The following is a 25,912-nucleotide window of genomic DNA, read 5'->3' on the forward strand; positions in this document are numbered from 1 at the left end:
CGGTATCATTCCTTCCTGCGCAATATTGCAATCAAGAAGGCAGAAAATAGAATGGGTGAATCGAAACGCCGGGGTTCCAGGGAAGAGCGCATTGCGGGAGCGGTTGAGCAGCGCAAGCGCAAGCTGGACGAGGTAAAAAAGGAATTGGGGATCCCCGAGGATGCGGAGTTTTGTGGCTACGTGATCCATCACAAGGAGAACGACGAGTTCATCCAGGCGATCGAGGATACGCCGCTGATCGTGAAGCGTGCGTTTGTGAAAGCGCCGGAAGAGGCCATGCGATTTGGCCGTTATCTGGATGCCAATCAGTTTGTGCGACCGGAAAAAGGAGAAAGCGTGGTCGGACTTTTCGACGTGGGTAGCCGGTTTGTGGTATTTCCTGTGATCTGAGGCATCCACAGCAGAGCCCGGATGGCTGTTTAGCTAGTATGTTTGAGACATGATGCTGCGGAGGTTGTAATGGATCAGTCAAACAACACAGACATCAGCCGCCGCGATTTCCTCGCCGCTGCCATCGCGACCGGTTTTGCCCTTGCCGTGCGTCCGGTCAACGCGCAAACGTTAATCCATACCGATACCGCCGGCATCGTGGCGGACAACGTGCGCATCCCGGCGGCGGGCGCGATGCTGCCGGCCTATATGGCGCACCCCGAGCAAGGCGAGCATTGGCCGTTGATCCTGGTGGTACAGGAGATTTTTGGCGTGCATGAGCACATCAAGGACGTCTGCCGCCGACTGGCCAAGCTGGGGTATCTGGCGATCGCGCCGGAGCTGTTTTTCCGGCAGGGGGACGTGTCCAATCTCAAGGATATGAACGAGATCGTTTCCACGGTGGTGAGCAAGGTACCGGATGCGCAAGTGATGTCTGACCTGGATGCAACTGTGGCATGGGCGGAACGCAGCGGCATGGCGCAGCCGGGCAGGCTGGGCATTACCGGTTTTTGCTGGGGCGGGCGTATTACCTGGCTCTATACGGCGCACAACCCTGAGATCAAGGCCGGCGTGGCCTGGTACGGCAGGTTGGAAGGCAACCGCAATGGATTGCAGCCCACCTATCCGATCGATATCGCAGGCGACCTCAAGGTACCGGTACTGGGACTCTACGGCGGTGCGGACTCAGGCATTCCGCAGGAAAGCGTGGAGCGGATGCGCCAGGCGTTGAAAGGAAAAAATAGCGGTTCCGAGATCGTCGTTTACCCCGATACGCCACATGCCTTTTTTGCCGATTACCGCCCCAGCTACCGCAAGGAGGCCGCCGAGGATGGCTGGCAACGGTTGCGGGCATGGTTCGCTGCGCATGGGTTGCCCCCCGCCTGAATAAAAAAGCCGCAATCGCGGCTTTTTTATTGGCTGAAAACTGCAGGACTCAGCTTTTGTCTTTCTGTTCCCCCGCGATAAATCGGCTCAACAACGCTTGCAGCGTTTCGAACTCTTCGCGACTGAAACCTTTCAAATGCTGATTCAGGCCTTCCGCGATGAGATAAGGAATTTTTTGCGCCAGGCGATGACCTTCATCGGTCAGTTCGATGTCGAAGACCCGGCGGTCGCTGCTGCTGCGCTTGCGTGTTACCAGCCCCTTGCTTTCCAGGCGATCTAGCATGCGGGTCATGGTGCTGGTATCAACACCATTGCAGCGCGATAGCTCGGCGGCAGTCGTGGCCTTGCCTTGCGCCAGCAGGACGAGGGGGCCCCATTGCATGGAAGTCAGGCCGAGATCGGCGACTTTCTCGTCAATGGTGCGATGAAAGGCGTACATGGCGTACTTGATGAGGGAGCCGACCGATTCGCCGCAGACATAGGTTTCTCCGCTATAGAAGTTTTCCTGCATGGGAAAATCGATTCCAGTTGTGTTTTGTGTCATCATAAGTTTAGAATGTTGCATATGCAACTACTGCAACTGCAACCTTTATAGATTGCCGCCATCGAAAGTAGTTCACAGTATAACAACAGCTCGGGAATGCCCATGATAAACCTAGTGAAAATAGCTTTGCACAAGCCTTACACCTTCATCGTCATGGCGGTGTTGCTGCTGATCATGGGCACGTTGGCGGCACTGCGCACGCCGGTGGACATCTTTCCCGAAATCCGGATTCCGGTGATCGCCGTTGCCTGGCAATACACCGGCCTGCCGCCGGACGATATGGCGGGACGCATCACGACGCTTTACGAGCGCGTGCTGACGACGACCGTCAACGACATTGAACATATCGAGGCCAATTCCTACACCGGCTTCGCCATCGTCAAGATTTTCTTCTACCCCGGCGTGGATATCGCCACGGCCAACGCCCAGGTGACTGCCGTATCGCAGACCGTGACCCGCCAGATGCCGGTGGGCACCACACCGCCGCTGATTATCAACTACAACGCATCGACGGTGCCTATCCTGCAGGTGGCGCTTTCCGGCAAGGGTCTTACGGAACAGGCGCTGGGCGACCTCGGTCTCAATGTGGTCCGCACGCGGCTGGTAACGGTGCAGGGCGCGGCGATCCCGTATCCTTTCGGCGGCAAGTCGCGGCAGGTGCAGATCGACCTCGATCCTTCCGCATTGCAGGCGCGCGGACTGTCGGCGCAAGACGTTGCCAACGCGCTGGCCGCGCAGAACCTGATTCTGCCGGTAGGCACGCAGAAAATCGGCAGCCATGAATATTCGCTGCGCCTCAACAATGCGCCTTCGGCTATCGAAGAACTCAACAACCTGCCAGTGAAGGTGGTCAACGGCGCAACGGTGTATATCCGCGACGTGGCCCACGTGCGCGACGGCAACCCGCCGCAAACCAATGTGGTGCACGTGGACGGCAACCGCTCGGTGCTGATGTCCGTGCTCAAGAACGGCGCGACGTCGACGCTGGATATCGTCTCCGGCATCAAGGCCAAGCTGGCTGAAATCAAGCCGACGCTGCCGGAAGCGCTGACGGTTTCGCCGATCAACGACCAGTCGCTGTTTGTGCGCGCGGCGATCAAGGGCGTCGCTTACGAAGGCGTGATTGCGGCGGCGTTGACCAGCCTGATGATCCTGCTGTTCCTCGGCAGCTGGCGTTCGACGGTGATCATCGCGGTGTCGATCCCGCTGTCCATCCTCGGTGCGATTGCCGCACTGGCGGCGATGGGCGAAACGCTCAACATCATGACGTTGGGTGGCTTGGCGCTCGCCGTGGGTATCCTCGTGGACGATGCGACGGTGACCATCGAGAACATCAACTGGCACCTGGAGCAGGGCAAGGACGTCGAAACATCCATCCTCGACGGCGCGGCGCAGATCGTCACGCCGGCTTTCGTGTCGCTGCTGTGCATCTGCATCGTGTTCGTGCCGATGTTCTTCCTGGAAGGCATCGCGCGCTTCCTTTTTGTGCCGATGGCGTTGGCGGTGATGTTCGCGATGATCAGCTCCTTCATCCTGTCGCGCACGCTGGTGCCGACGATGGCGAATTACCTGTTGAAGCCGCACGCGCCGCATACCGATCTACACGGCAACAACACTTCGATGCCGCCTTCGCGCAATCCGCTGGTGCGCTTCCAGCGCGGTTTCGAAGAGCGCTTCGAAAACTTCCGGACTGGATATCACGATACGCTGGAAATGGCGATGAACAACCGCCGCAAGTTCGTCATTGGCTTCATGGTGGCGGTGTTGCTGTCTTCGGCGCTGATTCCTTTTCTCGGACGCAACTTCTTTCCCTCGGTCGATAGTGGCCAGATATTGATGCATGTGCGGGTGCCGGTGGGCACGCGCGTGGAGGAATCCGCTGCGCGCTTCGCGCAAATCGAGGATGCCATCAAGCGCGTGATTCCATCGGGCGAAATCGAGTCGCTGGTGGACAACATCGGCATGCCGATCAGCAGCATCAACCTGACCTACAACAATACCGGCGTGACCGGTTCGCACGACGGCGATATCCAGATCGCGCTCAAGGAGGGCCATGCGCCGACCGCCGACTACGTGCGCGAGTTGCGCGAAAAACTGCCGCGCGAATTCCCGGGCACGACGTTTTCCTTTCCGCCGGCGGATATCGTCAGCCAGATCCTGAATTTCGGTTCGCCTGCGCCTATCGACATCCAGATTCGTGGCGGCAAGCTGGATGCCAACTTCGACTATGCCAACAGTCTGCTCGACAAGATACGCAAGGTGCCCGGCATTGCCGATGTGCGCATCCAGCAGTCGCGCAGCAATCCGCGTTTCGATATCAATATCGACCGCACGCGGGCGCAGGAACTCGGCCTGACCGCGCGCGACGTCACCAACAGCCTGGTGGTCAACCTGGCCGGCAGCTCACAAGTGGCGCCGACCTTCTGGCTCAATCCGGATAACGGCGTGTCGTATCCCATCGTGATGCAGACGCCGCAATACCGGCTCGACTCGCTCAACTCGCTGGCAGGATTGCCCATCGGCAGCGCGAGCGGATCATCGCCGCAGACGCTGGGCGCGCTGGCGACTTTCCAGCGCGGGACGGCCAATGCAGTGGTCAGCCAGTACGATATCCAGTCCATGGTGCAGATCCACGCCAGCACGCAGGATCGCGACCTCGGCGCGGTGTCCGCGGATATCCGCAAAATTCTCGATGAATCGGCCGGCCAGGTGCCCAAGGGCGCCAAGGTGGAAATGCTGGGGCAGGTGAAGACCATGACCGATTCCTTCTCCGGCTTGCTGTTCGGGCTGATCGGCGCGATCGTGCTGATCTACCTCTTGATCGTGGTCAACTTCCAGTCGTGGAGCGATCCGTTCGTGATCATCATGGCCTTGCCGGCGGCATTGGCGGGCATCGTGTGGATGCTGTTCGCGACCTATACGCCGCTGTCCGTGCCCGCGCTGACCGGCGCCATCATGTGCATGGGCGTGGCTACGGCCAATAGCGTGCTGGTGATCAGCTTCGCGCGCGAACGCCTCGAAGTGCTGGGCAACGCGACGCAGGCTGCTCTCGAAGCCGGCTACGTGCGCTTCCGCCCGGTGCTGATGACCGCACTCGCGATGATCATCGGCATGGCGCCGATGGCGCTGGGCCTGGGCGAAGGCGGCGAGCAGAACGCGCCGTTGGGCCGCGCCGTGATCGGCGGGCTGATTTTCGCCACCATCGCGACTCTGATTTTCGTGCCGGTCGTGTTCAGCATCGTGCACCGGCACTATCGCAAACCTGTTGCAGCATCCAACCCTATCGGAGAACCCCATGCCATCTGATCGCCCCACATCCGCACCTTCGCGCCATGCCTTGCGCATCGGCAGTATCGTCGCGCTCGTGGTTGCCGGCGCAGTCGTGGTCACCGGCATCGCCACCCGTGCCAGCAGCAATGAAAAGCTGAAGCAATGGACCATGGAACAAGCCTTGCCGAGCGTGAGCGTTATCCAACCCAGCGCCAGCGGCGAGCTCTCCAGTATCGATCTGCCGGCGCGCTTCGAAGCATATTCGCGTGCGCCGATTTACGCGCGAGTCAACGGCTACCTGAAAAACTGGCATGCCGATATCGGCACCCGGGTAAAGACAGGGCAGGTGCTGGCCGAAGTCGAAACGCCCGATCTCGATCAGAAGCTGCTGCAAGCCAAAGCCGATCTCGCAACGGCCAAGGCCAACGAAGCGCTTGCCAAGATCACGGCCGAACGCTGGGAATCCTTGCTGGAGTCGGGCGCGGTTTCGCCGCAGGAAGTGGACGAAAAGAAGGGCGACCATGATGCCAAGCAGGCCATGACCAAGGCCGCGCAGGCCAATGTCGACCGCCTGCTGGCGACGCGCGATTTTGCGCGCATCGTGGCGCCGTTCGACGGCACTGTCACCGCCCGGAATACCGATACCGGCGCATTGATCACCGAAGGCAGCAATAACGGTCCGGCGTTGTTCGAGGTTTCCGATACGCGCAAGCTGCGGCTTTATGTCAATGTGCCGCAAAACTACGTGGGCAGCATCAAGTCCGGCACCACTGCCGACATTACCGTGCCGGAACAGCCGGGCAAGGCCTACGCCGCTACGGTGGAATCGACTTCACGCGCGGTCGATGCCGCTTCCGGCGCGATGCTGGTGCAATTGATCGTGGATAACAAGGGCGCGGCCTTGCTGCCGGGCGGCTATGCCAATGTCAATTTGCGTTTGCCGAAAACCGTGGCTTCGCTCGCGATTCCTTCCAGTGCGCTGATCTTCGACAAGACGGGCTTGCGCGTCGCCACCGTGGATGCGGAAAACAAGGCCCGGCTGAAGACGGTCACGCTGGTGCGCGATTTGGGCAAAACGGTGGAGTTGAGCTCCGGCATCGCGGGTACGGATCGCGTCATCGAAAACCCGCCGGACGGGGTGGCCGATGGACAGGCGGTGCATGTGGCGAAGGCGTCCAGTAAATAGGCTCTTAAGGCTGTTTTCCTGCGGCCCATTGGAATTTTGCGGTACTTTCGTACTCTCAAGCTGATTGGCAAGCAAGGAGGTGCAACATGGATCGAGTTTCCGGCGCCGTGATGGGCGCGCTGATCGGCGACGCGCTGGGGCTGGGCTGCCACTGGTATTACGATCTCAACGCAATGCGCCGTGACTATGGCCCCTGGGTCAGCGACTACACCACACCGCGGCCTGACCGCTACCACGGAGGCATGCGCGCCGGCCAGTTGTCGCAGAGCGGCCTTATCCTCGTCATGCTGCTCGAATCGCTGGTCGCGCATGGCGAATATCACGAAGACGATTTCACCCGGCGCCTGGATGAAAATCTCTTCCCGCTGCTGGACGGTACGCCGGCGCAGGGACCGGGCGGCTACACCAGCCAGTCGATCCGCGAAGCATGGCGTCGCCGCGTACAGCAGAAAAAATCATGGGGCGAAACCGGCGGCCACGCAGACACCACCGAAGCCGCCGAGCGCGCCTTGGTGCTGGCCGTGCGCTATGCGGGACAGCCGCAGCGGGTGGCCGAATCCGTGTCTTCCAATTGCCTGCTGACGCAGTCCGACGAGGCCATCGTCTCGATGACTACCGCCTACTGCCTGGTGCTGTCGCGCCTGGTGCTGGGCGAGCCGTTGACGCCGGATATTTCCGATACGCTGATGCGGCTGGTGCACGACGGCGCGATCCCGTTTCACGCCGTTACCGGTTCCAATCTCGCGCCGCCGCGTCCGGGCGATCCCGACCCGCCACGCGCCGGCCGCTTTTCTTCGCCGGATGCGCTGCTGACACCGGCTTATGTTGCCCGTGCCGCCGTCGACCCGGACATCCGCATCGAACCGGCGTGGAAGGTGGCGCAGGTCTATGGCCTGCCATGCGCGATCTACCATCAGTTGCCGGCCGCTTATTACCTGGCGGCGCGCTTCAGGGGCGATTTCGAATCCGCGGTGCTGCATGCGATCAACGGCGGCGGGCAGAACATGGCCCGTGCGATGCTGACCGGTGCACTGGTCGGCGCCCAAGTGGGCCTGGAAGGCATTCCGCAGCGATTCATCGACGGGCTTGAAGGCGGAGCGGAACTGTTGACGCTGGCGCAAAAATTGGCCGGCCAGACCGAGTAGACCGCTCTTTCCGGCAATCTGGCCACGGCAGTGCTGCGAGTGCCTGCGCAATCCCTCATAATATGCATCTATGGTTTCCGTACATCATCCTATTCCGTTGCAGGCCGCGGACAGCGGCGATTTTCAATCCTGGCTGACTTCTCTCGCGACCCATTTCACGTCGGGTGAAATCGACGCGATACGTACTGCCTGCGAGCTGGCAGCACCGTTGTATGCGGGCAAGACCGAACTGACCGGCACGCCTCTGCTGCAGCATGCATTGGGCGCGTCGTCTATCCTGATCGGGCTGAACATGGACGCCGAGACGGTGGTGGCGACGGTGCTGCATGCGGTGCCGGAGTTTCTGCCGGAATGGCGCCCCGCGGTCGAGGTGAAGTTTGGCGCAACGGTGGCGGGGCTGGTGGAAGGCATCTCGCAAATGGAGCGCATTCAGGAATTCAGCGAACTGGAAAGCCTGCACGAGCCCGCTCACAAGAGCGGCGACCAGGCGCAGCAAATCGAAAGCCTGCGCAAGATGCTGCTGGCAATGGCCGAGGATATCCGCGTGGTGCTGATCAAGCTCGCCGAGCGCACGCAGACGCTGCGTTGCCTGTCCGGCGCTTCCGAGGCACAGCAGAAAATCATCGCGCGCGAGACCGAAGGCATTTTCGCGCCGCTCGCCAACCGGCTGGGTGTGTGGCAGATCAAATGGGAAATGGAAGACCTCGCGCTGCGCTATCGCGAGCCGCGGCTCTACAAGGATATCGCCCGGCAACTGGACGAGCGCAGGCTGGATCGCGAGCAGTACATTGTGGATGTCGTCGCCCAGCTCAGGGACGAGCTGAAGCGCGCGAACATCAAGGGCGAAGTGAACGGCCGGCCCAAGCATATTTTCAGCATCATCAACAAGATGAGGCGCAAGCACCTGGAGTTCAGCCAGCTTTACGACGTGCGCGGCGTGCGCATTCTGGTGGACGACATCAAGGACTGCTACGCGGTACTGGGCCTGATCCACAGCCTGTGGCAGCCTATCCCCGGTGAATTCGACGACTATATCGCACGGCCCAAGAGCAATAATTACCGCTCGCTGCATACGGCGGTGAGCGGTCCGCGCGGCTTGGCGCTGGAGGTGCAGATTCGCACTCACGAAATGCACCAGCATTCCGAACTCGGCGTTGCCGCGCACTGGCGTTACAAGGAGGGCGGCAAGTCGGATGCCGGCTTCGACGACAAGATCGCCTGGCTGCGACAATTGCTGGCCTGGAAGGACGAGGTCGCGGAGCAGAGCGACATGCTGGAGCAATTCCGCAGTGAGCTGTTTCAGGACAAGGTGTTCGTGTTGACGCCGCAGGGCAAAGTGATCGACCTGCCCAAGGGCGCAACGCCGCTGGATTTTGCCTATACGCTGCATACCGACCTCGGCCATCGCACGCGCGGCGCCAAGGTGGACGGCAGCATCGTGCAGCTCAACTATCCGCTGCAGAACGGCCAGCGGGTGGAAATCCTCACTTCCAAGATCGGCGCGCCCAGCCGCGACTGGCTGAATTCGACCCTGGGCTATCTGCAAAGCCCGCGTGCCCGCGCCAAGGTGCGGCACTGGTTCAAGTATCAGAACTTCGATGAGAACGTTTCGCACGGCCGGGCCAAGTTGGAGCGTGAACTGCATCGTCAGGGCGTGGCCGACCTGAATCAGGAAAAACTCGCGCAGAAACTGCATTTTAACAAGCTGGAAGATTTTCTGGCGGCCATCGGTCGCGGGGATGTCACCGAGCACCAGATTGCAGTGGCAGTGCAGGAAGAAACTGCGCCGAAACCCGAACCGGTGCGTTATGCCATGCCGCATCGCGCACAGGCGCCGCTGGGGGCGAGAAGCGTCAGCATAGAGGGTATTCCCAATCTGCTGATCAATTATGCCAAATGCTGCGCGCCTGAAGCGGGTGATGAGATCGTGGCCTACGTGACGTGCGACCGCGGCGTCACCATCCATCGCCGCGCGTGCACTTTCATCCAGCGCTTGCCGGAAGAGCGGCGCGGCCGGGTGCTTGCGGCGCAGTGGGATGCATTGGAAAAACGTTAAAGGACGAGAGTCAAGGCTCGGGCGCACCGAAGATGCAATAGGTGTTTCTGCCGGAGCCCTTTGCCTCGTAAAGCGCAATGTCTGCCTGCTTGAGCAAGGCCGGCAGCGCGATGCCGGACTCCGGTTGGTAAATGGCGATTCCCAGGCTCAGCTCGACCAGTGTATTCATGTCGAATATCGGAATCGGTTCGCTGAATGTCTGCATGATATTGTCGGCGATCAGGCGGGCATCCTGCGGGTCGGCGATTTCTTCCAGCAGAATCACGAATTCGTCGCCGCCGATGCGGCTGAGGGTGTCTACATTGCGTATGCAGCCGCCCAGTTTTTTTGCCACGACTTTTAACAGCTCATCGCCGAAATCGTGTCCGTGCGTGTCGTTGAGACGCTTGAAGTGATCGAGGTCGATATAGATGACGGCCATCGATCGCCGGAATCGCCTGGCCTGCTCGTAGGCCTGGTGCATCCGGTCTTGCAGCAGCCGACGGTTGGCGAGGCCGGTCAGGCTGTCGAACATCGCATGCTCCGTCAGGCGGGTGCGTTCCAGGGTGAAATAGAACACTAGCGCGCCTAGCATCAGGCTGATGAGGCCCCCCATGACAGCCATCGTCAGGATCAGCTTGGACGTGCCTTGTTTTTTGTTCTTGATCGCCCATTCCCACTGCCCGTTGGGCACCTGGCTGACCATGATGAAGGCCCCCGGGTCGTCGAATAGTCCGCCTTCACCATAAAAGGCGGCAGGAGTCGGTGTTTTCTTGACGCGGATGGCGAATTTGAAATCCGCATCCGGGATCTCCTTGAATGCCGCCTGAAGAAAGGTGTCGGTATTGATGACGGTCGACAGAATGCCCCAATACTTGCCTTCCACAAACACCGGGTAGCGATAGATCAGTCCGTTGCCTCCCTGCACGAGATTCAGCGGTCCGGCCAGAACGCCCTTGCGGGTGTCAACGGCCTGTTTGACTTGCGGCCACTGGTGAGGCAAATCGCGAAAGTCCATGCCCACGATTTTTTCGTTGTTTTCGAGCGGGTATACATAGGTCAGGCGGTAGTCCACCGCGATAGCGAGATTGCGCACATGCCGGCTGCGCGAATATAGATCGGCGAGTATGGCCTCGACCTTTTGGGGCTGCAATTCCTTGTGATACACGGTGAGATAACTCGACAAACCGCTCGAAATAAACAGCAGGGAGTTGAGTTCGCGGTCTATCTGGGTGCGCAGCATGCTGCCGTAATTGATGGCTTCCGTTCGTCTGTTGGCCGCATTTTTCTCGAATTCGGCGCGCGTCATCTGGCCGAAAATCAGCATGGAAATCAAAAAGGCAATGAGCCCGGCGGTGATCGGCAGCCAGTTCTTTTTGATTCCGGCATAGGCACTTTGCGATACCGGCACGCTTAGTGAATAGATAGCCAACATCTGGTTATTATATGAGGGCCATCAGAAAATGGCTTGGTTTAAGGTAAGGCCATTCCACGCAGTACCGAAGCCGATTCGCGGCGCTCTTCCGTCAGCATGTCGCGCACGACACCCGCGACCAGTTCCGGCTGGTCGAGATGGATATGGTGGCCGCTGTTCTCGGCCACGATGAAGTGGCCCAGGCTGGAAAGTTTCACCATTTCCATCTGCTGCGAGTGCCATCTTTTTTCCTTTAGATCACCCTCACTGCCATAAGGCCACTCGCGTTTTCCCCGGCTTAATACGGTCAGCGGCAGGTCACCGAATGACTGTGCATGCTGTAATTCGAGCACGCTGGAGCCGAGCGCACGGTATTCTCCGCGCGAAGTCATGCGGGATTTTGTTTGCAGCAGACTATCGTTTATCGCGGATTCGGCTTCCGGCGGCACGTGCAGCACCTCCGGCTCGGTCGGATACACCACCATCATCTGGTTGGGCTGCGAGGTGGCTGGCGTCTTGCCGTCATCGTCGCGCTGGTAAGGCAGGCTTTCCGGATGCGAGGCTTCGACCAGTACCAGTCCGGAGACCTCGCCGGTAAACGTGCTGGCGAAGAGCCGCATGTTCAATCCGCCAAAGGAATGGCCGACCAGCAGGTAGGGCGGGGCGATTTCGGCTTTTTCGAGCAGGGAATGGAGTTCGGTTACGATACGCTGGCTGTCGCGGGGGCGCGGCCCCGGGTCGCTCCAGCCATAGCCGGCGCGATCGTAGCTGCATACACGGGTGTCGGATTTCAGCAGATTCTGTACGGCCGTCCAGTGTGTGGACCAGTCGCCCAGCCCGGCATCGAATATCACCGTCGGGCTGCCCATGCCTTCGCAATGGATGTGCAGTCTGTAACCGCCAAGATCGACCAGTTGACCGGGGGGGGGAACGTCGTAAAAATTGGCATCAGCAATGGCGCCTGGCGTCGTGCTGGCAATGAAAAGCGCAATAGCGGATAACGCAGACTGAAGGACTCGCATACGATTTCCTTTCGACGCCCGGTATGAGTATGAGCGTCGATTCGAATGCATTGTTCCATTTTTCTTCAAGTACGTCATGATATCGATATTGCCTTGGCGATCGGAGCCTGAGTCATGAAACGCACTAATTTTATTGCACTCTTGCGCGGATTCGCGTGGCTGCTGGTGTTGCCTTGGCTGAGCATGAGCTTTGCCCATGGCGACGATCGCGGACTGTTGTGGAAAATCGAATCCGACAACGCGCCGGCCAGCTATCTCTTCGGCACCATTCATACCGACGATGCGCGGGTCATCGATTTTTCGCCGCAGCTGCGCGAAGCATTGGAAAAGTCGCAAACCTTCATGATGGAAGTGCTGCCGCCGCGCGACATGACGCCCATCTTCATGAAACAGGGCTCCTTGCTGAACATGTTGACACCGCAGGAGCTGGAGGAGGTCAAGCGTCTCGCGGACATGCACGCCATCGGCGAAGACGTTGCGTTGCGCATGAAGCCCTGGCTGCTGGCTTCGATCTTCTCGCTGCCGCGGGCGCAATCGCCTTTTACGCAGGACGTCTTGTTGTACGGCATGGCTCGTAGCGCCGGCAAGCAGATGATGGGGCTGGAATCGCCCGAGGCACATTTCGGTGCCCTGGACAGTCTTTCCGATGCCGAGCAGCTGATTTTGCTGCGCGTGTCCCTGACACAGTCCGGAGAAGAAAAAGAAGAGGCGTTCGAGGCGGTCGTGCGAGCCTATCTCGACAAGGAAATCGGCACGATTGCCGCGCAGGACGAAAAGCGGTTGAGCGGTTTGTCGCGGGAGTTATGGAACAAAGTCAAAACGCTTCTGCTCGATGATCGTAATGCAAGCATGACGGACGGCATTGTTAATCAGATGAAAAAATCGCGGGTTTTCGTTGCTGTTGGCGCGGCGCATTTGCCGGGAGAGGGTGGGCTGATCGAACGGCTGAGAAAAGCGGGTTATCGACTGACTGCCATTCAATAAGCAGCCAAGCAACAGGATGATCCGGCCATCCGGGCGGGTGCACGGCAAACCGTTGCATGCCGGCAGCGGCATTCCCGCAATCTCTGCTCAGACAGGTCGGACTCTTGAATGTAGATCAGGATGAAAGCTCACGCTTGTCATCCGGGCATATGATGAGACGCACACTATGCCGACCGGCATTGTCGAGGTCGTTGAAAAAAACCTTGCTGACCATATGCCCACCGTTGGGCTTTTCCAACGCGAAGCGATGACCGATACGCGACAGAAAACGCAGACGCGGATTGAGATGGTCATCCTGTATCAGTTGTATACCCGCGAGCTGAGGCAGGAAGTTGGACACATGCTGCCAGACAAGCTTGCTGGTGGAGCATTCCATCAGCTTGGCTGCTGCCTTGTTGCAGGTGCGTATCAAGCCGTTGACATCCAGGATCAGCACCGCGCGATCATCTTCGGCAAACTCTGTGCGATTGCCGATTTGAGGTGTCAGTTCTGTTGGGGTTGGGGTACTCAATAATGTTTCCATTATTGATGCTCCGCTTCGGCTGCCAGCCAGTCTTCCAGCTCGTGCCCGGGCTCGAAGCCGCGAGCCTGTGCTTTCAGATAAGCAGTAATGGCAATCTGTTCTGCTGTTTTGTAGTTTGATGCTGACGGGTTTGATGCGGAGGATTGTTGCTGGGATGAGGTAGATGTTTTGTTTTGTGCTCTGCCGGTTTTCATTACTGCCTCCTTTTAAAGTGACTTGATTCCATGACGGATTTACTTTTTGGATTTCGGAAGTTCTGTAAGGCGTTGGGCCGTACTTTATCCCTCACTTTCCGATACAGAAATTCGTGTGAACACGTAAGGGCAAGCCCTTATGGCAATGGTCGATTGCAGGGAAGAGGAGAATAGGCGTAAGCTATGACCCGGACGATGAGTGCCAAACGAGGGGGCGTTGCGTAATCCACTGGAAAATATAAGTTTTCTCAGCCTTTTTGACGCATCAGCAGAGGCGCTCATCTTGTCGGATAGCGATGGTTGCATCATCCAGACCAATCCGGCGGCGCGAGAAATGTTCGGTTACCCGGAAGAGGAGTTGCTGGGTTCCAAAATCGAGATGCTGATCCCGAAGCGCTTGCGTGAGCGCCACCTACGCTATCGCGAAAATTATCTCGCTCAACCCGAAAAACGTCCGATGGGGCGAGGCCGCAATCTCCTTGCGCTGAGTCGCAATGGCCGCGAATTGCAGGTCGATATCGGCCTCAGTCCGATTCGCGACGGAAATAATTTATTCATCCTGATTTCTTTTTTCGATGCCACCCAAAGTCGCGCGGCGCAGCTTGCCTTGCAGGAAAGCGAAGAGCGACTTCGCCTTGCCGAGCACGCGGCCGGCCTGGGGGTGTTCGACCGTGACCTGACCAGCGATACCCTGCATTGGGATGCGCGCTCGCTCGAAATATTGGGGTTGGCGCCGGATACCCAGATCACTTACGAGAAATTCCTGGAAATCACCCATCCGGATGATCGCGCATCCAGGCTTGCGGCGCTGGGGCGTTCGCTGAACCCCGAAGGCGAAGGCGAATACAAGGCCGAGTTTCGCATCATCCGCCCGAATGATGGTAGCGTGCGCTGGATCGCTTCGACCGGCAAAGTCATCTTCGAGCAGGGCCAGGCAGTGCGCATCGTCGGTGTCATGCAGGATGTCACCGACCAGAAAGCCATCGAGAGCAAATTGCGTGAGCAGCGCACGGCGATGGAGAGTTTGCTGAAGCGCCAGGTGGCCGCCCAGACCGCCTCGGCCATTGCGCATGAGCTCAATCAGCCTTTGGCCGCCTTGTCGGCCTACAGCGAAGTCGCCCTGCACGAGCTGGCCAATATCGAATGTCCGGAAAAACTGAGCCGCGCCTTGAACCGTTGCGTTGAGCAGGCCCACCGTGCGGGCAAGACTTTGCATGAATTGCTGGAATTCCTGCATCGCGGCGATCTGCTGCCAGAAGCAATGGATATCAACGAAACGGTGAAGGAGGCGATTGCCATCGTGCAAAATGACGGTTACAGCGGTTTCCATCCGAAAATTGAGCTGGAGACGGACATGCCACTGGTGCGCGCCAATCGCTTGCAAGTGCAAAAGGTGCTCACCAATCTTATACGCAATGGCGTTGAAGCCATGCAGACGGGCGGCGTACCCGCTGCCGAAATCACTGTCAGGGTACAAACTCTCAGGCAAAAAAACATGGCGCTGGTGACAATACAGGATCAAGGACCGGGATTGGACGACGACATGGCGAAACGCGTATTTGATCCGTTTTTTACAACCAAGACATATGGCATCGGCATGGGGCTCGCCATCAGCCGGGGGCTGATCGAGGCCAACGGCGGAGAGCTATGGGCCGATCCCGTGACGGGGGCCGGTGCGGTATTCCATTTCACACTTCCTTTTGCATCATGAATACATTGCACCCCACCGTTTACATTGTCGATGATGATTCCGCGATACGCGATTCACTTGCCTTGATGATCGAGCAGGAAGAGCTGGACGTTCTCGCATTCGATTGTGCCGAAGCGTTTCTTGCCGCTTGCAGCGAAACCTCTTACGGCTGCGCCATCATCGACATTCGCATGCCAGGCATGGACGGCATGCAGCTGCAGGAAGAAATGACGCGTTGCGGCATTTTGCTGCCGGTCGTTTTTCTCACCGGGCATGGCGATATCCCGATGAGCGTACGCGCGATCAAATCCGGCGCGCAGGATTTTCTTACCAAGCCGGTGACGCGCGATAAATTGCTCGCCAGTGTGCGCTCTGCGCTGAAATCGGGCTCGCAAATGGTCGAGAGGATTGCGCGCGTTCAGCAGACGCGTTCACTGCTGTCCGACCTGACGGATCGAGAGCGCGAGGTGATGATGCTCGCCGTGGTTGGACACCCCAACAAGGAAATCGCGCGACGTCTGGGCATCAGTCATCGTACGGTGGAAATTCACAAAGCCAAGATCATGCACAAGACGGGCGCCATTAATCTGCTCGATCTTGCTCGACTGGCGCAGGAAGGCGGTCTCAGCCCGGCCTGAGCATACGTGTTTGCGCGGATTACGCCCGCTCCCGAATATTGCTACCTTGAAATGCATAACGCATAACTTGATAAGGTAGGTAGCAGTCGATGCAATACCAGGCAGTTGAAATGAGTGTGTTTGAAGCGATTCTCGCGCGTCGCTCGGTACGTTGTTATACATCTCAAGCAGTCGACAACGCGACTGTTCGTCTTCTTCTCGAAGCTGCGGTTCATGCACCCACCGCCTTTCATGACGAAGCATGGGCCTTTGCCGTCATCCAGGACAAATCGGAGCTTCGCCTGTTGTCGGATCGCGCCAAGCCGCTGTTTATCAATGAGTTGCGAAGGTCTGGGCGGTCGCGTTCGGAACATGCGCTGGAAGCCTTTTCCGATCCCGCTCAGAACATTTTTTACGACGCCGGCACACTCATCGTCATTTGCGCCGATTCGATGAGCCCTTTTGCCGCCGCCGATTGCTGGCTGGCTGCCGAAAACCTGATGCTGGCCGCCTGCGCGATGGGGTTGGGCACATGCGTGATCGGTTCGGCGCTGCCGGCGTTGAACGTGGCTACGATCAAGGCCGGATTCGGCATACCCGAGAAATTTTCTGCGATTGCGCCCATCGTCGTCGGCTATCCGGTCGAAGAAACGAAGCCTACACCGCGCAGACAGCCATATATCCTGAATCGTATTCCTGTCGAGCAGCAATAACCACGAAGGAGGCATCCCATGCCACTCGGAGAACTCTGCAACAAGGAAGTCGTCACCGCACAATCTGAGGACAGTGTGCTGCAGGCGGCACAACTGATGCGTCAGAACCATGTCGGCACCGTGATCGTGACGGAAACGAGAAACGGCATGACTGTGCCGATAGGCATTGTCACCGACCGCGACATCATCATGGAAGTCGTCGCGCCGGAGCTTGACCCGGAGGTCATGACCGTGGGCGATATCATGGCGCTCGAATTCACGACCGTCAAAGAGAGCGCAGGGCTGTTCGAGGCCATACAGCACATGCGCAACATGGCCGTACGCCGCCTCCCTGTCGTGGACGATGCCGGCGCGCTGGTCGGCATCATCACGCTCGACGACCTTCTGGTGCTATTGGCGAATGAACTGCACGCCTTGGCCCGGCTGGTAACACGCGAGCAGCAGAAGGAAATCCATACACGTCCTTGATTCACAGAAAGGGATTTGTCATGCCCGCATCCTTGCAAATCACACTGCGCGATATGCCTAATTCGGAAGCTCTGGAAACCCATATCCGCGAAAAAGTAAAAAAACTGGAAGGCCTGTTCTCTCACGTTATTTCCTGCCGCGTGGTGGTGGATATGCCGCACCGTCATCAGCAGCAGGGTAAGGAGTTCGACATACGCATCGAGCTTGGCGTGCCGGGCAACGAAATTGTCGTCAACCGGCGTCACAACGAAGATCCTTACGTTGCGTTGCGCGATGCTTTCGATGCCGCCCGGCGGCAGCTTGAGGATTACGTGCATCGTTTGCGGCGAGAAACCAAGGTGCATGTCATGGAGCATGTCGGCCATGTCGCGCGCATCTCGCACAAGGAGGGCTTCGGCTTCATCTCTGGAGAAGACGGGACGGAGCTGTATTTTCATCGCGACAACGTCATCAGCCCGTCTTTCGACCGGCTGAAAGCAGGCGATGAGGTGAAATTTGTCGAGGAGATGGATGCCGGAAGACCGCAGGCCAAGCGTATCAGTAGTGGGAAGCACCATTTGCCGCAATAATCGGATTAAAAAGAAGAAAGGGGCCGTGATGAATAGCAACCGGATGTTGCCAGGGTTCCGGCGCATCGAACGCCACGACAAACTGTTTCAGGAGCAGGCACACGACGCCTACAAACCCCAGCTTGCCGAACCTACGGTATGCCTGCAATGCAAGGCGGTATTCGAGCATGGTCGATGGCATTGGGGAAAAGCGCGAGCGGGTGCCCGAAAAGCCATCTGCCCGGCATGCCATCGCATTCACGATCATTTTCCGGCTGGTTACGTCATGTTGGGCGGCGCTTTTTTCAAGGCCCACCGCAATGAGGTTCTGAGCCTGGTGCACAACCATGAAACCCGGGAGCGCACCGAGCATCCGCTGCAGCGCATCATGGCCGTGGAAGAAGAGGGCGATGAAGCGCTGATCACGACCACAGACATCCGCCTGGCAAGAAACATCGGCGAAGCGCTTCTTCGCGCCTACCAGGGCGAGCTGGAATATCACTACAATCCCTCCGAAGACCTGTTGCGCGTAAACTGGACGCATTAATCCGTCCTACCGCCCATTTCCAAGGGAGATTGCGGCCCATGCAAGCCATGATCCTGGATGCTGCCAGCCGTAACCTGCGGCCGGCTCAAATGCCTGCGCCCGTGCCTGGTGAGAATCAGGTGTTACTCAAGATTACCGCCTGCGGCGTTTGCCGCACGGATATTCATATTGTTGACGGCGAGTTACCTCACCCCAAGCACGACCTTATCCCCGGCCATGAAATTGTTGGCGTGGTGGCCGATAAAGGCGCGCGCGTCGAGTGCTTCTCGATAGGCCAGCGCGTGGGCGTTCCCTGGCTTGGGCATACCTGCGGGCGCTGCGATTACTGCAAAAGCGGGCGCGAAAACCTGTGCGATCAGGCGCAATTTACCGGTTACACACTGGATGGCGGCTATGCCCAATATGCCGTCGCCAACCAGCGCTACTGCTTCGCGCTGCCGGAGGGTTATAGCGATGCCGAAGCGGCGCCGCTGCTGTGCGCCGGCTTGATCGGATATCGCTCGCTGGTGGCTGCAGGCGATGCGCAGCGGTTGGGGATATACGGTTTCGGCGCGGCGGCACACATCGTTGCCCAGGTGGCGTGCATGCAAGGCCGCCAGATTTTTGCATTCACCAGGCCGGACGATGAGACGGGGCAGCGCTTTGCGCGGGAATTGGGGGCAGTATGGGCTGGCGACAGTACTGAAGCGCCGCCGGAGCCGATGGACGCTGCCATCATTTTCGCCCCGGTTGGCGCGCTGATTCCACAAGCATTGCGCCATACCGCCAAAGGCGGAACGGTGGTATGTGCCGGCATCCATATGAGCGACGTACCTTCTTTCCCATACGATTTGCTCTGGGGCGAGCGCACGGTGCGCTCGGTCGCCAATCTCACCCGGCGTGACGGCGAGAAGTTTCTAAAGCTGGCATACAAGGCCGGTGTCAGAACCGAAGTGGAGCTGTTCCCGCTGAGCGCGGCCAACCGCGCGCTCGATGCGCTGCGGCAGGGCAAGATACGCGGTGCGGCAGTATTGATCATGGACCCGGACGTTCCCAATATCAGCGAGGAGAAATTCCGATGATGATATTCAAGGAATTGCGCAAGATGCTGTGGTATCGATTATTGTCGCACCCCCGGCAAGCGGGAGCCGCCTGATCGTGCGCCACCTGCGCCCACATGTGCTAGTCGATCAGCAGGTGCTGATCGAGGCCTTGAGCAATCCTGCGCTTTATCCGCATGCAGCAAGGCGTGTGCAGGTGATAGAAACGCATATTTCCTGGGTGTTGTTGGTCAATCATCAGGCTTATAAAATCAAGAAAGCGGTCGATTTGGGTTTTCTTGATTTTTCGGAACTGCAGGCGCGCAAGTTTTATTGCGAAGAAGAAATACGGCTTAACCGGCGCTTTGCGCCTGCGCTCTACGAGGATGTCATCTGTATCGGCGGCACATTGCACCGCCCGATGCTGGGCCGCAAGCCGGCCATCGAATATGCCGTGCGCATGCATCGTTTCGATGGCGACAAATTGATGGATCGCATGCTGGATCGCAACGAGGTGACCCCGGCGCACATTGATGCGCTGGCCGATGCCGTTGCCGCTTTTCATATCGCACTTCCGCCGGCGGATATGACGGCGGTCTACGGCAAGCCATCCACGATACGCGCGCCCATACTTCAGAATTTCGAGCAGCTGCTATCGCTCATGAGCGATGGCGAGCGCGATCTGGCTCCGCTGCGTCAACGGAGCGAAGCCGAGTATGCCGCCTGTGAAGCCGTTTTCGCGGAGCGGCGGCAACAAGGCTGGGTGCGCGAATGCCACGGCGATCTCCATCTGGGCAACATCGTTGTCATCGGTAGCGTGCCCGTGCCTTTCGACGGCATCGAGTTCAACCCGTCGTTTCGCTGGATCGACGTCATGAATGAAGTGGCTTTTCTCACCATGGACCTGCTGTACCGCAACCGCGCCGATCTCGCGTTCCGGTTTCTCAATCGTTATCTCGAAACCACCGGCGATTACCGCAGCGTGCGCGTCCTGCGCTTCTATCTTGCCTATCGCGCCGTGGTGCGCGCCAAAATTTTGGCAATACGCGCACATCAGCACAGTCTTAAAGCGCATGAAACGGCGGAAGCCATGGCGGGGTGCCATCTGCATCTGGCGCTGGCGGAGCTTTGCCTCACGCGCAAACGCCCGCTATTGATCCTCATGCACGGCCTGCCGGCATGCGGCAAAACTACGGTCGCCCAGGCTGCGCTGGAACGCCTGCAAGCCTTTCGCATCCGTTCCGACGTCGAGCGCAAACGATTGTTTGGCCTGGCTCCGCTGGAATCCAGCCACTCTCGTCCGGGCGACGACATCTACAGCCCGGAAGCCACGCGGCGAACATACGAACGGCTGTATGAGCTGTCGCGAGAGTCATTGGCCGCCGGTTTTCCGGTCATCGTCGACGCGGCCTTTCTCAAACGCGCCGAGCGCGATCAATTCCGGGCGCTGGCGGATGAACTCGCAGTGCCGTTTGCAATCTTGTCGGTGCAGGCACGCGAAGCGACGCTGCGAGAGCGCATCCAGCGGCGCATGGCGGAAATGAACGACGCATCCGAAGCCAATCTCGATGTTCTGGAAACGCTGCGAACCGTCCATGAGCCGCTGACAGAAAAGGAGCGCGCCCGTGCGGTGGAATTCGTCAATGACGATGGAGTGGGCGAGATTGGTGCCAGTGCGGTATGGGACAGGTTGGAGAAGAAGTTGCTGAGCAGATAAGTCTCACATAGATAGAATGAGTACGGACGTTAAACGGCACTGCGCGAACCTGCATGGGAGCATGCTGCATATGAACACAACTGATAATACCGGTGATAAGTCCACGGCCGATCGTGAGTTCGTCCATTCCCGTATCATCGATGCCCCGCGAGAGCGGGTCTTTCGCGCGTTTGCGGAACCACATCATCTTGCCCGCTGGTGGGGGCCTGACGGATTCTCCAGCACCTTCGAAGTGTTCGAATTCCGGCCTGGCGGTATTTGGCGCTTCGTGATGCACGGGCCGGACGGGACGGATTATCCCAACGAGAGTGTGTTCCGGGAAGTCGTTGTGCCGGAACGCGTGGTGTTCGAACACCTTTCCGAGGGGCATCATTTCTTCATGACCATCACGTTTACTGCGCATGGTGACCAGACGTTGGTCGGTTGGCGTCAGGTTTTCGACACGGCGGCCCACAAGCAACGAATCGCTTCGTTTGTCGAAAAGGCCAATGAGCAAAACCTCGACCGCCTTGCCGCCGAGGTACGTAATGTCGGATAGCCCCAACGAGGGTAATATGGAATTCTCGCAATTTGCACAGTGAAATTGGCTCGTCACTTATTCAATCGAACCTGCATTTAGCATTATCCCGGCGCATAATTACGGTGAGGCCATAGATTGCTTTTCTATATAGGAGGGCTATGTCATGCGTCGCATTCTTGCTGTGTTCTACGGTGCAGTTTCCTATTTAATCTTTTTCGTCACATTTCTCTACGCGGTTGGATTCGTCGGCAACCTGGTTGTGCCGAAGTCCATTGATTCGGGCGTAGCGGGTGCCTTCGGACTATCCTTGCTGATCGATGTGCTATTGCTCGGTCTCTTCGCTGTCCAGCACAGCGTCATGGCGCGGCCGGCCTTCAAGCGGTGGTGGACGCGGTTCGTTCCGCAGGTTGTTGAGCGCACCACGTATGTGTTGCTATCCAGTCTTGCGCTGATTCTGCTCTTCTGGCTGTGGCAGCCGATGCAGGGTGTGGTTTGGAGCATCGAAAACGTGGCGGGGCGCAATGTCCTGTGGGCGCTCTTCTGGATAGGCTGGGTGATTGTGCTGACCAGCACATTCCTGATCAATCACTTTGATCTATTCGGCCTGCGGCAGGTCTATCTTTATTCGAAAGGCCAGGAATACACCAATATCGGTTTCAAAACGCCATTTCTCTACAGACTGGTGCGGCACCCGATCATGCTGGGATTCATCGTCGCTTTCTGGGCAACGCCGCACATGACGGTTGGGCATTTGGCCTTTGCCATCATCACGACGGTATACATCCTGATTGCACTTCAATTCGAGGAGCACGATCTGGTGAGTTATTACGGCGAAGCGTATGAGAAGTATCGGCGACAGGTTTCGATGATTCTTCCGTTCCCAAGGAAAAAATAGGAAGAGAGTTTCATCCACTTCGGAGGATTTGCCATGAAATGGACAGGCATGTTTTTTGTTGGTTACATCATCCTGATCGGCGGCGTTATCGCCGCACTTTGGAAACTGGGCGTTCTTGAGACTATTGGGACGACATGGACCTTGATCGGGGTCGTGATTGCGATCGGTATTGGGGTCATGCTCGCGGTTTCAAGTAGCGGCAGCAAAGAGAACATCCAGATCGATCGAAAATGATCGATACACTTTTGAAGTGCAAGGGCTCGCCGGGAAAATGGTTGGCTGGAAAAACATCAATCATTGCCCGGCACCATCGCGGACGCCAGGCAGCCCTGCTTTTGTTATCGGGTTTGATGTTCTCCTGCCTGCTTCAGGCCTGACCGTTCGGCCTGCCGGTTCCATTCGCTGAAGCATTCGATACCGCAGAAATAAACCGTATATCCTGCCGCTTCCGAACTTATGGCGGCAGACAAGGGAATGTCCTTCATGCAGCTTGCGCAGGCGATTTTTTCTTCCTCGTGGGGCTTTGATGGGTGCTCCATGTTTTCTCCTTCAAATAATTTTCCGGCTCGCGCATCCGGCAGTGGCAGCTCGTTCATGCTCCGAGCAGGCATGATTTGTCTGACGCACAAATGCACCGGAAGTTTTCGAGGATCAACAAAGTCGGCCACGAGCATTGTTTGCCCTGAACCTTGTCGAAAACTTTTGATCACAACAAGAGTTGTTCCTGGATTATTTCTGGAGATATCACATGCAAATCCCGTTACAAATCACCCTCCGCGACATGCCTCATTCCAATGCCCTCGAAGCCTATATTCGCGAAAAAGTGCAAAAACTTGACGCCTTCTTCGGGCGTCTTGTTTCGTGCCGTGTGGTTGTGGAAGTGCCGCACCGCCATCGCCAGCAGGGTAATCAGTTCAATATTCGCATCGGCATGGGGGTGCCAGGCAATGAGCTGGTCGTCAGCCGCGACCATCACGAAGACCCTTACGTGGCGCTGCGCGACGCATTCGATGCCGCCAGGCGCCAGCTTGAAAACTATGTGCGCCGGATGCGGCGCGAGACCAAGGCACATGCGCCGGAACACGTCGGGCATGTGGCACGTATCTCACAAAAGGAGGGATTTGGTTTCATCGCCGGGCCGGACGGAAACGAGCGTTACTTTCATAGCGACAACGTTGCCAGCCCCAGTTTCGATAAATTGAAGGAGGGCGACGAGGTCAAGTTTGTCGATGACATCGGCAACGAAGGGCCGCAGGCCAAGCGCGTCAGCGTTGGCAGGCATCACGTGCCGGATTGAGAGGCTCAAGATATTAATCAGGAAAGGAGTCCCATGCCCCTGATCAAAGACATCCCCGCCGGGTACAACCCGGTCTTGCCCGATGAAGTGTTTTTTGAAGAGCATGCCGAACGAGCTTACATGGAAGCGGCCACGGCTCTGCTTGAGCCCACGGTTTGTCTGGAATGCGATGCTATTTTCATGGAAGGGCGCTGGCGCTGGGGCCCTGTGCCGGTCAGTGCCAATCAAGCCGTTTGCCCGGCCTGCCAGCGCATGAAGGATAATAACCCGGCCGGATATGTCGTGCTGGCCGGCCCTTTTTTCCATGAGCATGCCGATGAAATCATCGCGCTGCTGCACGAGCAGGCCGAACGCAAGCGCCTGGAAAATCCGCTGATGCGCCTGATGGAGGAGGAGCGTAACGACATTGCCATGATGATCACCACGACCGATATTCGTCTGGCGCATTTTCTCGGTGCGGCATTGCATCACCGCTTCGACGGCGACCTCGAATATCACCATAACGCCGCTCAGGATCTCTTGCGGGTGCATTGGACGCGGTAAACGCGATCGCCCGGCTTAGGAGGAGGCCTGATGCTCTGCAAAATATGCGGTGGGGAGAACAAGGAGACTGCCCGCTTCTGCAATGATTGCGGCAGCCCCTTGCGGCGGCCGGAACCCTTGGGTGAGTTATCGCCCCGACCGCAACCGGCGACTTCCCGCGAGCCCTTGGTCACACGGATGCAGCAATCGGCAGTCAGCCCGGAACCTCGGGCAACACGTGCTCCGCCCCCGCCTGCCAGCGCCGAGCCTCAGACCATCCGTGCGCCACAACCGACAGCCGCCCCGGAATCCCTGGTAACGCGCAGGCAGCAGGCCGCGACTGCTGTCGAGCCTGCGGAAACTCCAATCCGTACACCATCGCGAGTCGCTACCGCGCCTTTGGCTACCCAGCCAGCGCAGCCGGCAACTGAGTCTGAGTCCCTGGTGACGCGCAGGCGGCAGCCCAGGGTGCTCACTGATCTTCAGGAAGCCTCCACTATCCGCACGCCGCAGCCTGCGGTTGATTCAGAACCTCCGGCAACACGCGCGGCTCAGCCGATAATTAGCCCCGGCCTTTCGCTTGCGCCGCGCCGCAGGCCCCGGATGCTCACCGCATCTCCTGCAGAGGCGTCGCCCCAAGTGCGCGTGCCGCCTGCTTCCGATGTGAAATCAGAGATAAGCACGCCCCAGCCGAAGGAGGCGTCGAAGGACGCCATTCTGCCGCCGGACATATCCTCCAGGATCAAAGCCCCGCCGCCCAGGGTCGCGCCTCAGGCCAGCGCGCCGCCGAAAATGGCGCCAAAAATAGATTTTCCCGCGTCGAGCGTGTCCGCGAAATCTGCTATCCCGCGGAAAGACAAGGCATCGCCGCCTGTCATGTCTCCGAAGGCTGCGCCGGCGTCGAGTGTGCCGCCGAAGAGGGAGACACCGTTTCCGGACATGAAGCCCGAAGTCATTGATTTCACCCCGCCTGCCGATCTTCCTCCGCACCATGCCAGAGGAGATGAATTTTTTACTCAGCCTTCCCCAAGGTCCTCTAAACGAGACGATGCGGATAAATTCACCATAATGGTCGTGCTGGCTGTGGTGATCCTGGCCATCATTGCCGTCAGCGCAGGGGGTGTTTATTTGTATTTGCACGATGCACCGCCTCCGCCGCCAAACCTGAAGCAGCTGTCGCAGACGCATCAACAGAATCCTGTCACCGAGAATACGCCTGCGGAGAAAGTCAATATGCCGACGCCACCGCTACTTCTTTCAGAGCCGAGGACTGAAAACTCGGATGGGCTGCTGGCAACTCTGGTGCAGGCCGTGGTTCCCGATGCTCCGGCCCGGGCGGAAGCACCCAAGCCGAAGTCGAAGCCGAAACCGCGGGAGCCATCCGCCGTGCCGGACCAGACGGCCGAGGCTACGGCAAGGGATCCGCCGCCGCGAGATGACCCTGCGCCGCCCTCGCTTGCGGCACAGGCTGATACCCAGCCGGAGGTTTCCGCTGCCGCGGAGCCCGGTGAAAGCTATCCGGCAAACTTCAATCTTGCCCTCGGCGTGATCGTCGAAACCAGAGCCTACCCCAGCAAAAAAATGAAACAGCGTGCGATGGAGTTATGGGCGTCCGAGAAAAAGATTCTCGAGCCCGATGGCTCGATCAACGACAAGTACGTTCTCAAGAAGAGTGATTTTTCACCCATTCCCGGGCATTGATCCGACCTATTCGACAGCGGCTAC

General features: G+C 58.3%; 28 protein-coding genes. 21 read left to right on the forward strand and 7 right to left on the reverse strand.

Annotated elements, in window-relative coordinates:
- Window positions 1-51 precede the first annotated feature (51 nt).
- Window positions 52-390 carry a hypothetical protein gene (locus tag A7976_RS00415; RefSeq protein ID WP_067105682.1) on the forward strand — a complete coding sequence of 113 codons (339 nt, stop codon included), beginning with the start codon at window positions 52-54 and terminating at the stop codon, window positions 388-390.
- Window positions 391-459: 69 nt separating this feature from the next.
- Window positions 460-1,317 carry a dienelactone hydrolase family protein gene (locus A7976_RS00420; RefSeq protein WP_067105684.1) on the forward strand — a complete coding sequence of 286 codons (858 nt, stop codon included), beginning with the start codon at window positions 460-462 and terminating at the stop codon, window positions 1,315-1,317.
- A gap of 49 nt (window positions 1,318-1,366) precedes the next feature.
- Here A7976_RS00420 and A7976_RS00425 read toward each other — a convergent pair whose 3' ends face one another.
- A complete protein-coding gene (locus tag A7976_RS00425; protein ID WP_067105686.1) occupies window positions 1,367-1,828 on the reverse strand; it encodes a MarR family winged helix-turn-helix transcriptional regulator in 462 nt (153 codons plus the stop codon).
- A gap of 135 nt (window positions 1,829-1,963) precedes the next feature.
- Between A7976_RS00425 and A7976_RS00430 the strand changes: the two genes are divergently transcribed.
- The 4 genes from A7976_RS00430 (at window position 1,964) to A7976_RS00445 (ending at window position 9,518) form a co-directional block, all read left to right on the forward strand.
- Entirely contained in the window at window positions 1,964-5,167 is a 3,204-nt protein-coding gene (locus A7976_RS00430) for an efflux RND transporter permease subunit (protein WP_067105687.1), read from the forward strand.
- Window positions 5,157-6,317 (forward strand): efflux RND transporter periplasmic adaptor subunit, encoded by a 1,161-nt coding sequence (locus A7976_RS00435; protein ID WP_067105689.1) that lies wholly within the window; start codon window positions 5,157-5,159, stop codon window positions 6,315-6,317. The genes A7976_RS00430 and A7976_RS00435 overlap by 11 nt, the downstream gene beginning before the upstream one ends.
- Window positions 6,318-6,403: 86 nt before the next feature.
- Window positions 6,404-7,462, forward strand: coding sequence for an ADP-ribosylglycohydrolase family protein (locus A7976_RS00440; RefSeq protein ID WP_067105691.1), 1,059 nt, complete (start codon window positions 6,404-6,406; stop codon window positions 7,460-7,462).
- Window positions 7,463-7,532: 70 nt separating this feature from the next.
- Window positions 7,533-9,518 carry a bifunctional (p)ppGpp synthetase/guanosine-3',5'-bis(diphosphate) 3'-pyrophosphohydrolase gene (locus A7976_RS00445; RefSeq protein WP_067105693.1) on the forward strand — a complete coding sequence of 662 codons (1,986 nt, stop codon included), beginning with the start codon at window positions 7,533-7,535 and terminating at the stop codon, window positions 9,516-9,518.
- Between the two features lie 10 nt (window positions 9,519-9,528).
- On the opposite strand, the gene A7976_RS00450 is transcribed toward A7976_RS00445, so the two are convergent.
- On the reverse strand, window positions 9,529-10,932 hold the full coding sequence (locus A7976_RS00450) for a diguanylate cyclase domain-containing protein (protein WP_067105695.1): 1,404 nt from the start codon (window positions 10,930-10,932) through the stop codon (window positions 9,529-9,531).
- A 38-nt stretch (window positions 10,933-10,970) separates the two neighbouring features.
- Entirely contained in the window at window positions 10,971-11,933 is a 963-nt protein-coding gene (locus tag A7976_RS00455) for an alpha/beta fold hydrolase (RefSeq protein ID WP_165601703.1), read from the reverse strand.
- 114 nt (window positions 11,934-12,047) lie between these two features.
- Between A7976_RS00455 and A7976_RS00460 the strand changes: the two genes are divergently transcribed.
- Window positions 12,048-12,917: a TraB/GumN family protein gene (locus tag A7976_RS00460; RefSeq protein WP_067105697.1), complete on the forward strand. Its 870-nt coding sequence runs from the start codon at window positions 12,048-12,050 to the stop codon at window positions 12,915-12,917.
- Window positions 12,918-13,032: 115 nt separating this feature from the next.
- On the opposite strand, the gene A7976_RS00465 is transcribed toward A7976_RS00460, so the two are convergent.
- Window positions 13,033-13,440 (reverse strand): hypothetical protein, encoded by a 408-nt coding sequence (locus A7976_RS00465; protein WP_067105699.1) that lies wholly within the window; start codon window positions 13,438-13,440, stop codon window positions 13,033-13,035.
- Window positions 13,440-13,634: a DUF2934 domain-containing protein gene (locus A7976_RS00470; protein ID WP_067105701.1), complete on the reverse strand. Its 195-nt coding sequence runs from the start codon at window positions 13,632-13,634 to the stop codon at window positions 13,440-13,442. Before A7976_RS00470 ends, A7976_RS00465 begins: the two co-directional genes overlap by 1 nt.
- Before the next feature lie 199 nt (window positions 13,635-13,833).
- On the opposite strand from A7976_RS00470, the gene A7976_RS00475 reads away from it, so the two are divergent.
- The 11 genes from A7976_RS00475 (at window position 13,834) to A7976_RS00525 (ending at window position 22,602) form a co-directional block, all read left to right on the forward strand.
- Complete coding sequence (locus tag A7976_RS00475; RefSeq protein ID WP_256365510.1) at window positions 13,834-15,345, forward strand: PAS domain S-box protein; 1,512 nt, start codon at window positions 13,834-13,836, stop codon at window positions 15,343-15,345.
- Window positions 15,342-15,962 carry a response regulator transcription factor gene (locus tag A7976_RS00480; RefSeq protein WP_067105705.1) on the forward strand — a complete coding sequence of 207 codons (621 nt, stop codon included), beginning with the start codon at window positions 15,342-15,344 and terminating at the stop codon, window positions 15,960-15,962. Before A7976_RS00475 ends, A7976_RS00480 begins: the two co-directional genes overlap by 4 nt.
- A 110-nt stretch (window positions 15,963-16,072) precedes the next feature.
- Window positions 16,073-16,654 (forward strand): nitroreductase family protein, encoded by a 582-nt coding sequence (locus A7976_RS00485; protein WP_088178356.1) that lies wholly within the window; start codon window positions 16,073-16,075, stop codon window positions 16,652-16,654.
- 18 nt (window positions 16,655-16,672) lie between these two features.
- A complete protein-coding gene (locus A7976_RS00490) occupies window positions 16,673-17,122 on the forward strand; it encodes a CBS domain-containing protein (RefSeq protein ID WP_067105709.1) in 450 nt (149 codons plus the stop codon).
- A gap of 20 nt (window positions 17,123-17,142) precedes the next feature.
- On the forward strand, window positions 17,143-17,691 hold the full coding sequence (locus tag A7976_RS00495; protein ID WP_067105710.1) for an HPF/RaiA family ribosome-associated protein: 549 nt from the start codon (window positions 17,143-17,145) through the stop codon (window positions 17,689-17,691).
- A 28-nt stretch (window positions 17,692-17,719) separates the two neighbouring features.
- Window positions 17,720-18,217, forward strand: a complete 498-nt coding sequence (locus tag A7976_RS00500; RefSeq protein ID WP_067105712.1) for a BCAM0308 family protein — start codon at window positions 17,720-17,722, stop codon at window positions 18,215-18,217.
- A gap of 38 nt (window positions 18,218-18,255) precedes the next feature.
- The gene (locus A7976_RS00505) at window positions 18,256-19,278 is read left to right on the forward strand and encodes a zinc-dependent alcohol dehydrogenase family protein (RefSeq protein ID WP_067105714.1); all 1,023 of its coding nucleotides are present in this window, start codon (window positions 18,256-18,258) and stop codon (window positions 19,276-19,278) included.
- A gap of 28 nt (window positions 19,279-19,306) precedes the next feature.
- Window positions 19,307-20,953, forward strand: coding sequence for a bifunctional aminoglycoside phosphotransferase/ATP-binding protein (locus tag A7976_RS00510; protein WP_205633420.1), 1,647 nt, complete (start codon window positions 19,307-19,309; stop codon window positions 20,951-20,953).
- A 70-nt stretch (window positions 20,954-21,023) separates the two neighbouring features.
- Window positions 21,024-21,491: an SRPBCC family protein gene (locus A7976_RS00515; RefSeq protein WP_067107180.1), complete on the forward strand. Its 468-nt coding sequence runs from the start codon at window positions 21,024-21,026 to the stop codon at window positions 21,489-21,491.
- A gap of 145 nt (window positions 21,492-21,636) precedes the next feature.
- A complete protein-coding gene (mddA, locus tag A7976_RS00520) occupies window positions 21,637-22,368 on the forward strand; it encodes a methanethiol S-methyltransferase (RefSeq protein WP_067105716.1) in 732 nt (243 codons plus the stop codon).
- A 33-nt stretch (window positions 22,369-22,401) separates the two neighbouring features.
- Complete coding sequence (locus tag A7976_RS00525) at window positions 22,402-22,602, forward strand: hypothetical protein (protein ID WP_067105718.1); 201 nt, start codon at window positions 22,402-22,404, stop codon at window positions 22,600-22,602.
- 104 nt (window positions 22,603-22,706) lie between these two features.
- Here A7976_RS00525 and A7976_RS14640 read toward each other — a convergent pair whose 3' ends face one another.
- Window positions 22,707-23,042, reverse strand: a complete 336-nt coding sequence (locus tag A7976_RS14640; RefSeq protein ID WP_082877901.1) for a DUF3330 domain-containing protein — start codon at window positions 23,040-23,042, stop codon at window positions 22,707-22,709.
- 74 nt (window positions 23,043-23,116) lie between these two features.
- Between A7976_RS14640 and A7976_RS00535 the strand changes: the two genes are divergently transcribed.
- Both A7976_RS00535 and A7976_RS00540 read left to right on the forward strand, forming a co-directional pair.
- Window positions 23,117-23,665 (forward strand): HPF/RaiA family ribosome-associated protein, encoded by a 549-nt coding sequence (locus A7976_RS00535; protein ID WP_067105720.1) that lies wholly within the window; start codon window positions 23,117-23,119, stop codon window positions 23,663-23,665.
- A gap of 33 nt (window positions 23,666-23,698) precedes the next feature.
- Complete coding sequence (locus A7976_RS00540; RefSeq protein ID WP_067105722.1) at window positions 23,699-24,208, forward strand: BCAM0308 family protein; 510 nt, start codon at window positions 23,699-23,701, stop codon at window positions 24,206-24,208.
- 749 nt (window positions 24,209-24,957) lie between these two features.
- Here the strand turns inward: A7976_RS00540 and A7976_RS15110 are convergent.
- Window positions 24,958-25,128 (reverse strand): hypothetical protein, encoded by a 171-nt coding sequence (locus A7976_RS15110; protein ID WP_165601704.1) that lies wholly within the window; start codon window positions 25,126-25,128, stop codon window positions 24,958-24,960.
- Here A7976_RS15110 and A7976_RS00555 point away from each other — a divergent pair.
- Entirely contained in the window at window positions 25,127-25,888 is a 762-nt protein-coding gene (locus tag A7976_RS00555; RefSeq protein ID WP_131800974.1) for a hypothetical protein, read from the forward strand. The genes A7976_RS15110 and A7976_RS00555 overlap by 2 nt on opposite strands.
- The last annotated feature ends 24 nt before the right edge of the window (window positions 25,889-25,912 follow it).

It is taken from the genome of Methylobacillus sp. MM3 (assembly GCF_001645185.1).
In the GTDB taxonomy this organism is placed as follows: domain Bacteria; phylum Pseudomonadota; class Gammaproteobacteria; order Burkholderiales; family Methylophilaceae; genus MM2.

Coding starts and splice junctions, on each gene's coding strand:
- A7976_RS00490 (WP_067105709.1), top strand. CDS start 16,673: ATGCCACTCGGAGAACTCTGCAACAAGGAAGTCGTCACCGCACAATCT.
- A7976_RS00480 (WP_067105705.1), top strand. CDS start 15,342: ATGAATACATTGCACCCCACCGTTTACATTGTCGATGATGATTCCGCG.
- A7976_RS00435 (WP_067105689.1), top strand. CDS start 5,157: ATGCCATCTGATCGCCCCACATCCGCACCTTCGCGCCATGCCTTGCGC.
- A7976_RS00425 (WP_067105686.1), bottom strand. CDS start 1,828: ATGCAGGAAAACTTCTATAGCGGAGAAACCTATGTCTGCGGCGAATCG.
- A7976_RS00470 (WP_067105701.1), bottom strand. CDS start 13,634: ATGAAAACCGGCAGAGCACAAAACAAAACATCTACCTCATCCCAGCAA.
- A7976_RS00555 (WP_131800974.1), top strand. CDS start 25,127: ATGAAGCCCGAAGTCATTGATTTCACCCCGCCTGCCGATCTTCCTCCG.
- A7976_RS00515 (WP_067107180.1), top strand. CDS start 21,024: ATGAACACAACTGATAATACCGGTGATAAGTCCACGGCCGATCGTGAG.
- A7976_RS00415 (WP_067105682.1), top strand. CDS start 52: ATGGGTGAATCGAAACGCCGGGGTTCCAGGGAAGAGCGCATTGCGGGA.
- A7976_RS00465 (WP_067105699.1), bottom strand. CDS start 13,440: ATGGAAACATTATTGAGTACCCCAACCCCAACAGAACTGACACCTCAA.
- A7976_RS00440 (WP_067105691.1), top strand. CDS start 6,404: ATGGATCGAGTTTCCGGCGCCGTGATGGGCGCGCTGATCGGCGACGCG.
- A7976_RS00455 (WP_165601703.1), bottom strand. CDS start 11,933: ATGCGAGTCCTTCAGTCTGCGTTATCCGCTATTGCGCTTTTCATTGCC.
- A7976_RS00485 (WP_088178356.1), top strand. CDS start 16,073: ATGAGTGTGTTTGAAGCGATTCTCGCGCGTCGCTCGGTACGTTGTTAT.
- A7976_RS00460 (WP_067105697.1), top strand. CDS start 12,048: ATGAAACGCACTAATTTTATTGCACTCTTGCGCGGATTCGCGTGGCTG.
- A7976_RS15110 (WP_165601704.1), bottom strand. CDS start 25,128: ATGTCCGGAAACGGTGTCTCCCTCTTCGGCGGCACACTCGACGCCGGC.
- A7976_RS14640 (WP_082877901.1), bottom strand. CDS start 23,042: ATGCTCGTGGCCGACTTTGTTGATCCTCGAAAACTTCCGGTGCATTTG.
- A7976_RS00505 (WP_067105714.1), top strand. CDS start 18,256: ATGCAAGCCATGATCCTGGATGCTGCCAGCCGTAACCTGCGGCCGGCT.
- A7976_RS00430 (WP_067105687.1), top strand. CDS start 1,964: ATGATAAACCTAGTGAAAATAGCTTTGCACAAGCCTTACACCTTCATC.
- A7976_RS00540 (WP_067105722.1), top strand. CDS start 23,699: ATGCCCCTGATCAAAGACATCCCCGCCGGGTACAACCCGGTCTTGCCC.
- A7976_RS00535 (WP_067105720.1), top strand. CDS start 23,117: ATGCAAATCCCGTTACAAATCACCCTCCGCGACATGCCTCATTCCAAT.
- mddA (WP_067105716.1), top strand. CDS start 21,637: ATGCGTCGCATTCTTGCTGTGTTCTACGGTGCAGTTTCCTATTTAATC.
- A7976_RS00495 (WP_067105710.1), top strand. CDS start 17,143: ATGCCCGCATCCTTGCAAATCACACTGCGCGATATGCCTAATTCGGAA.
- A7976_RS00500 (WP_067105712.1), top strand. CDS start 17,720: ATGAATAGCAACCGGATGTTGCCAGGGTTCCGGCGCATCGAACGCCAC.
- A7976_RS00445 (WP_067105693.1), top strand. CDS start 7,533: ATGGTTTCCGTACATCATCCTATTCCGTTGCAGGCCGCGGACAGCGGC.
- A7976_RS00450 (WP_067105695.1), bottom strand. CDS start 10,932: ATGTTGGCTATCTATTCACTAAGCGTGCCGGTATCGCAAAGTGCCTAT.
- A7976_RS00525 (WP_067105718.1), top strand. CDS start 22,402: ATGAAATGGACAGGCATGTTTTTTGTTGGTTACATCATCCTGATCGGC.
- A7976_RS00420 (WP_067105684.1), top strand. CDS start 460: ATGGATCAGTCAAACAACACAGACATCAGCCGCCGCGATTTCCTCGCC.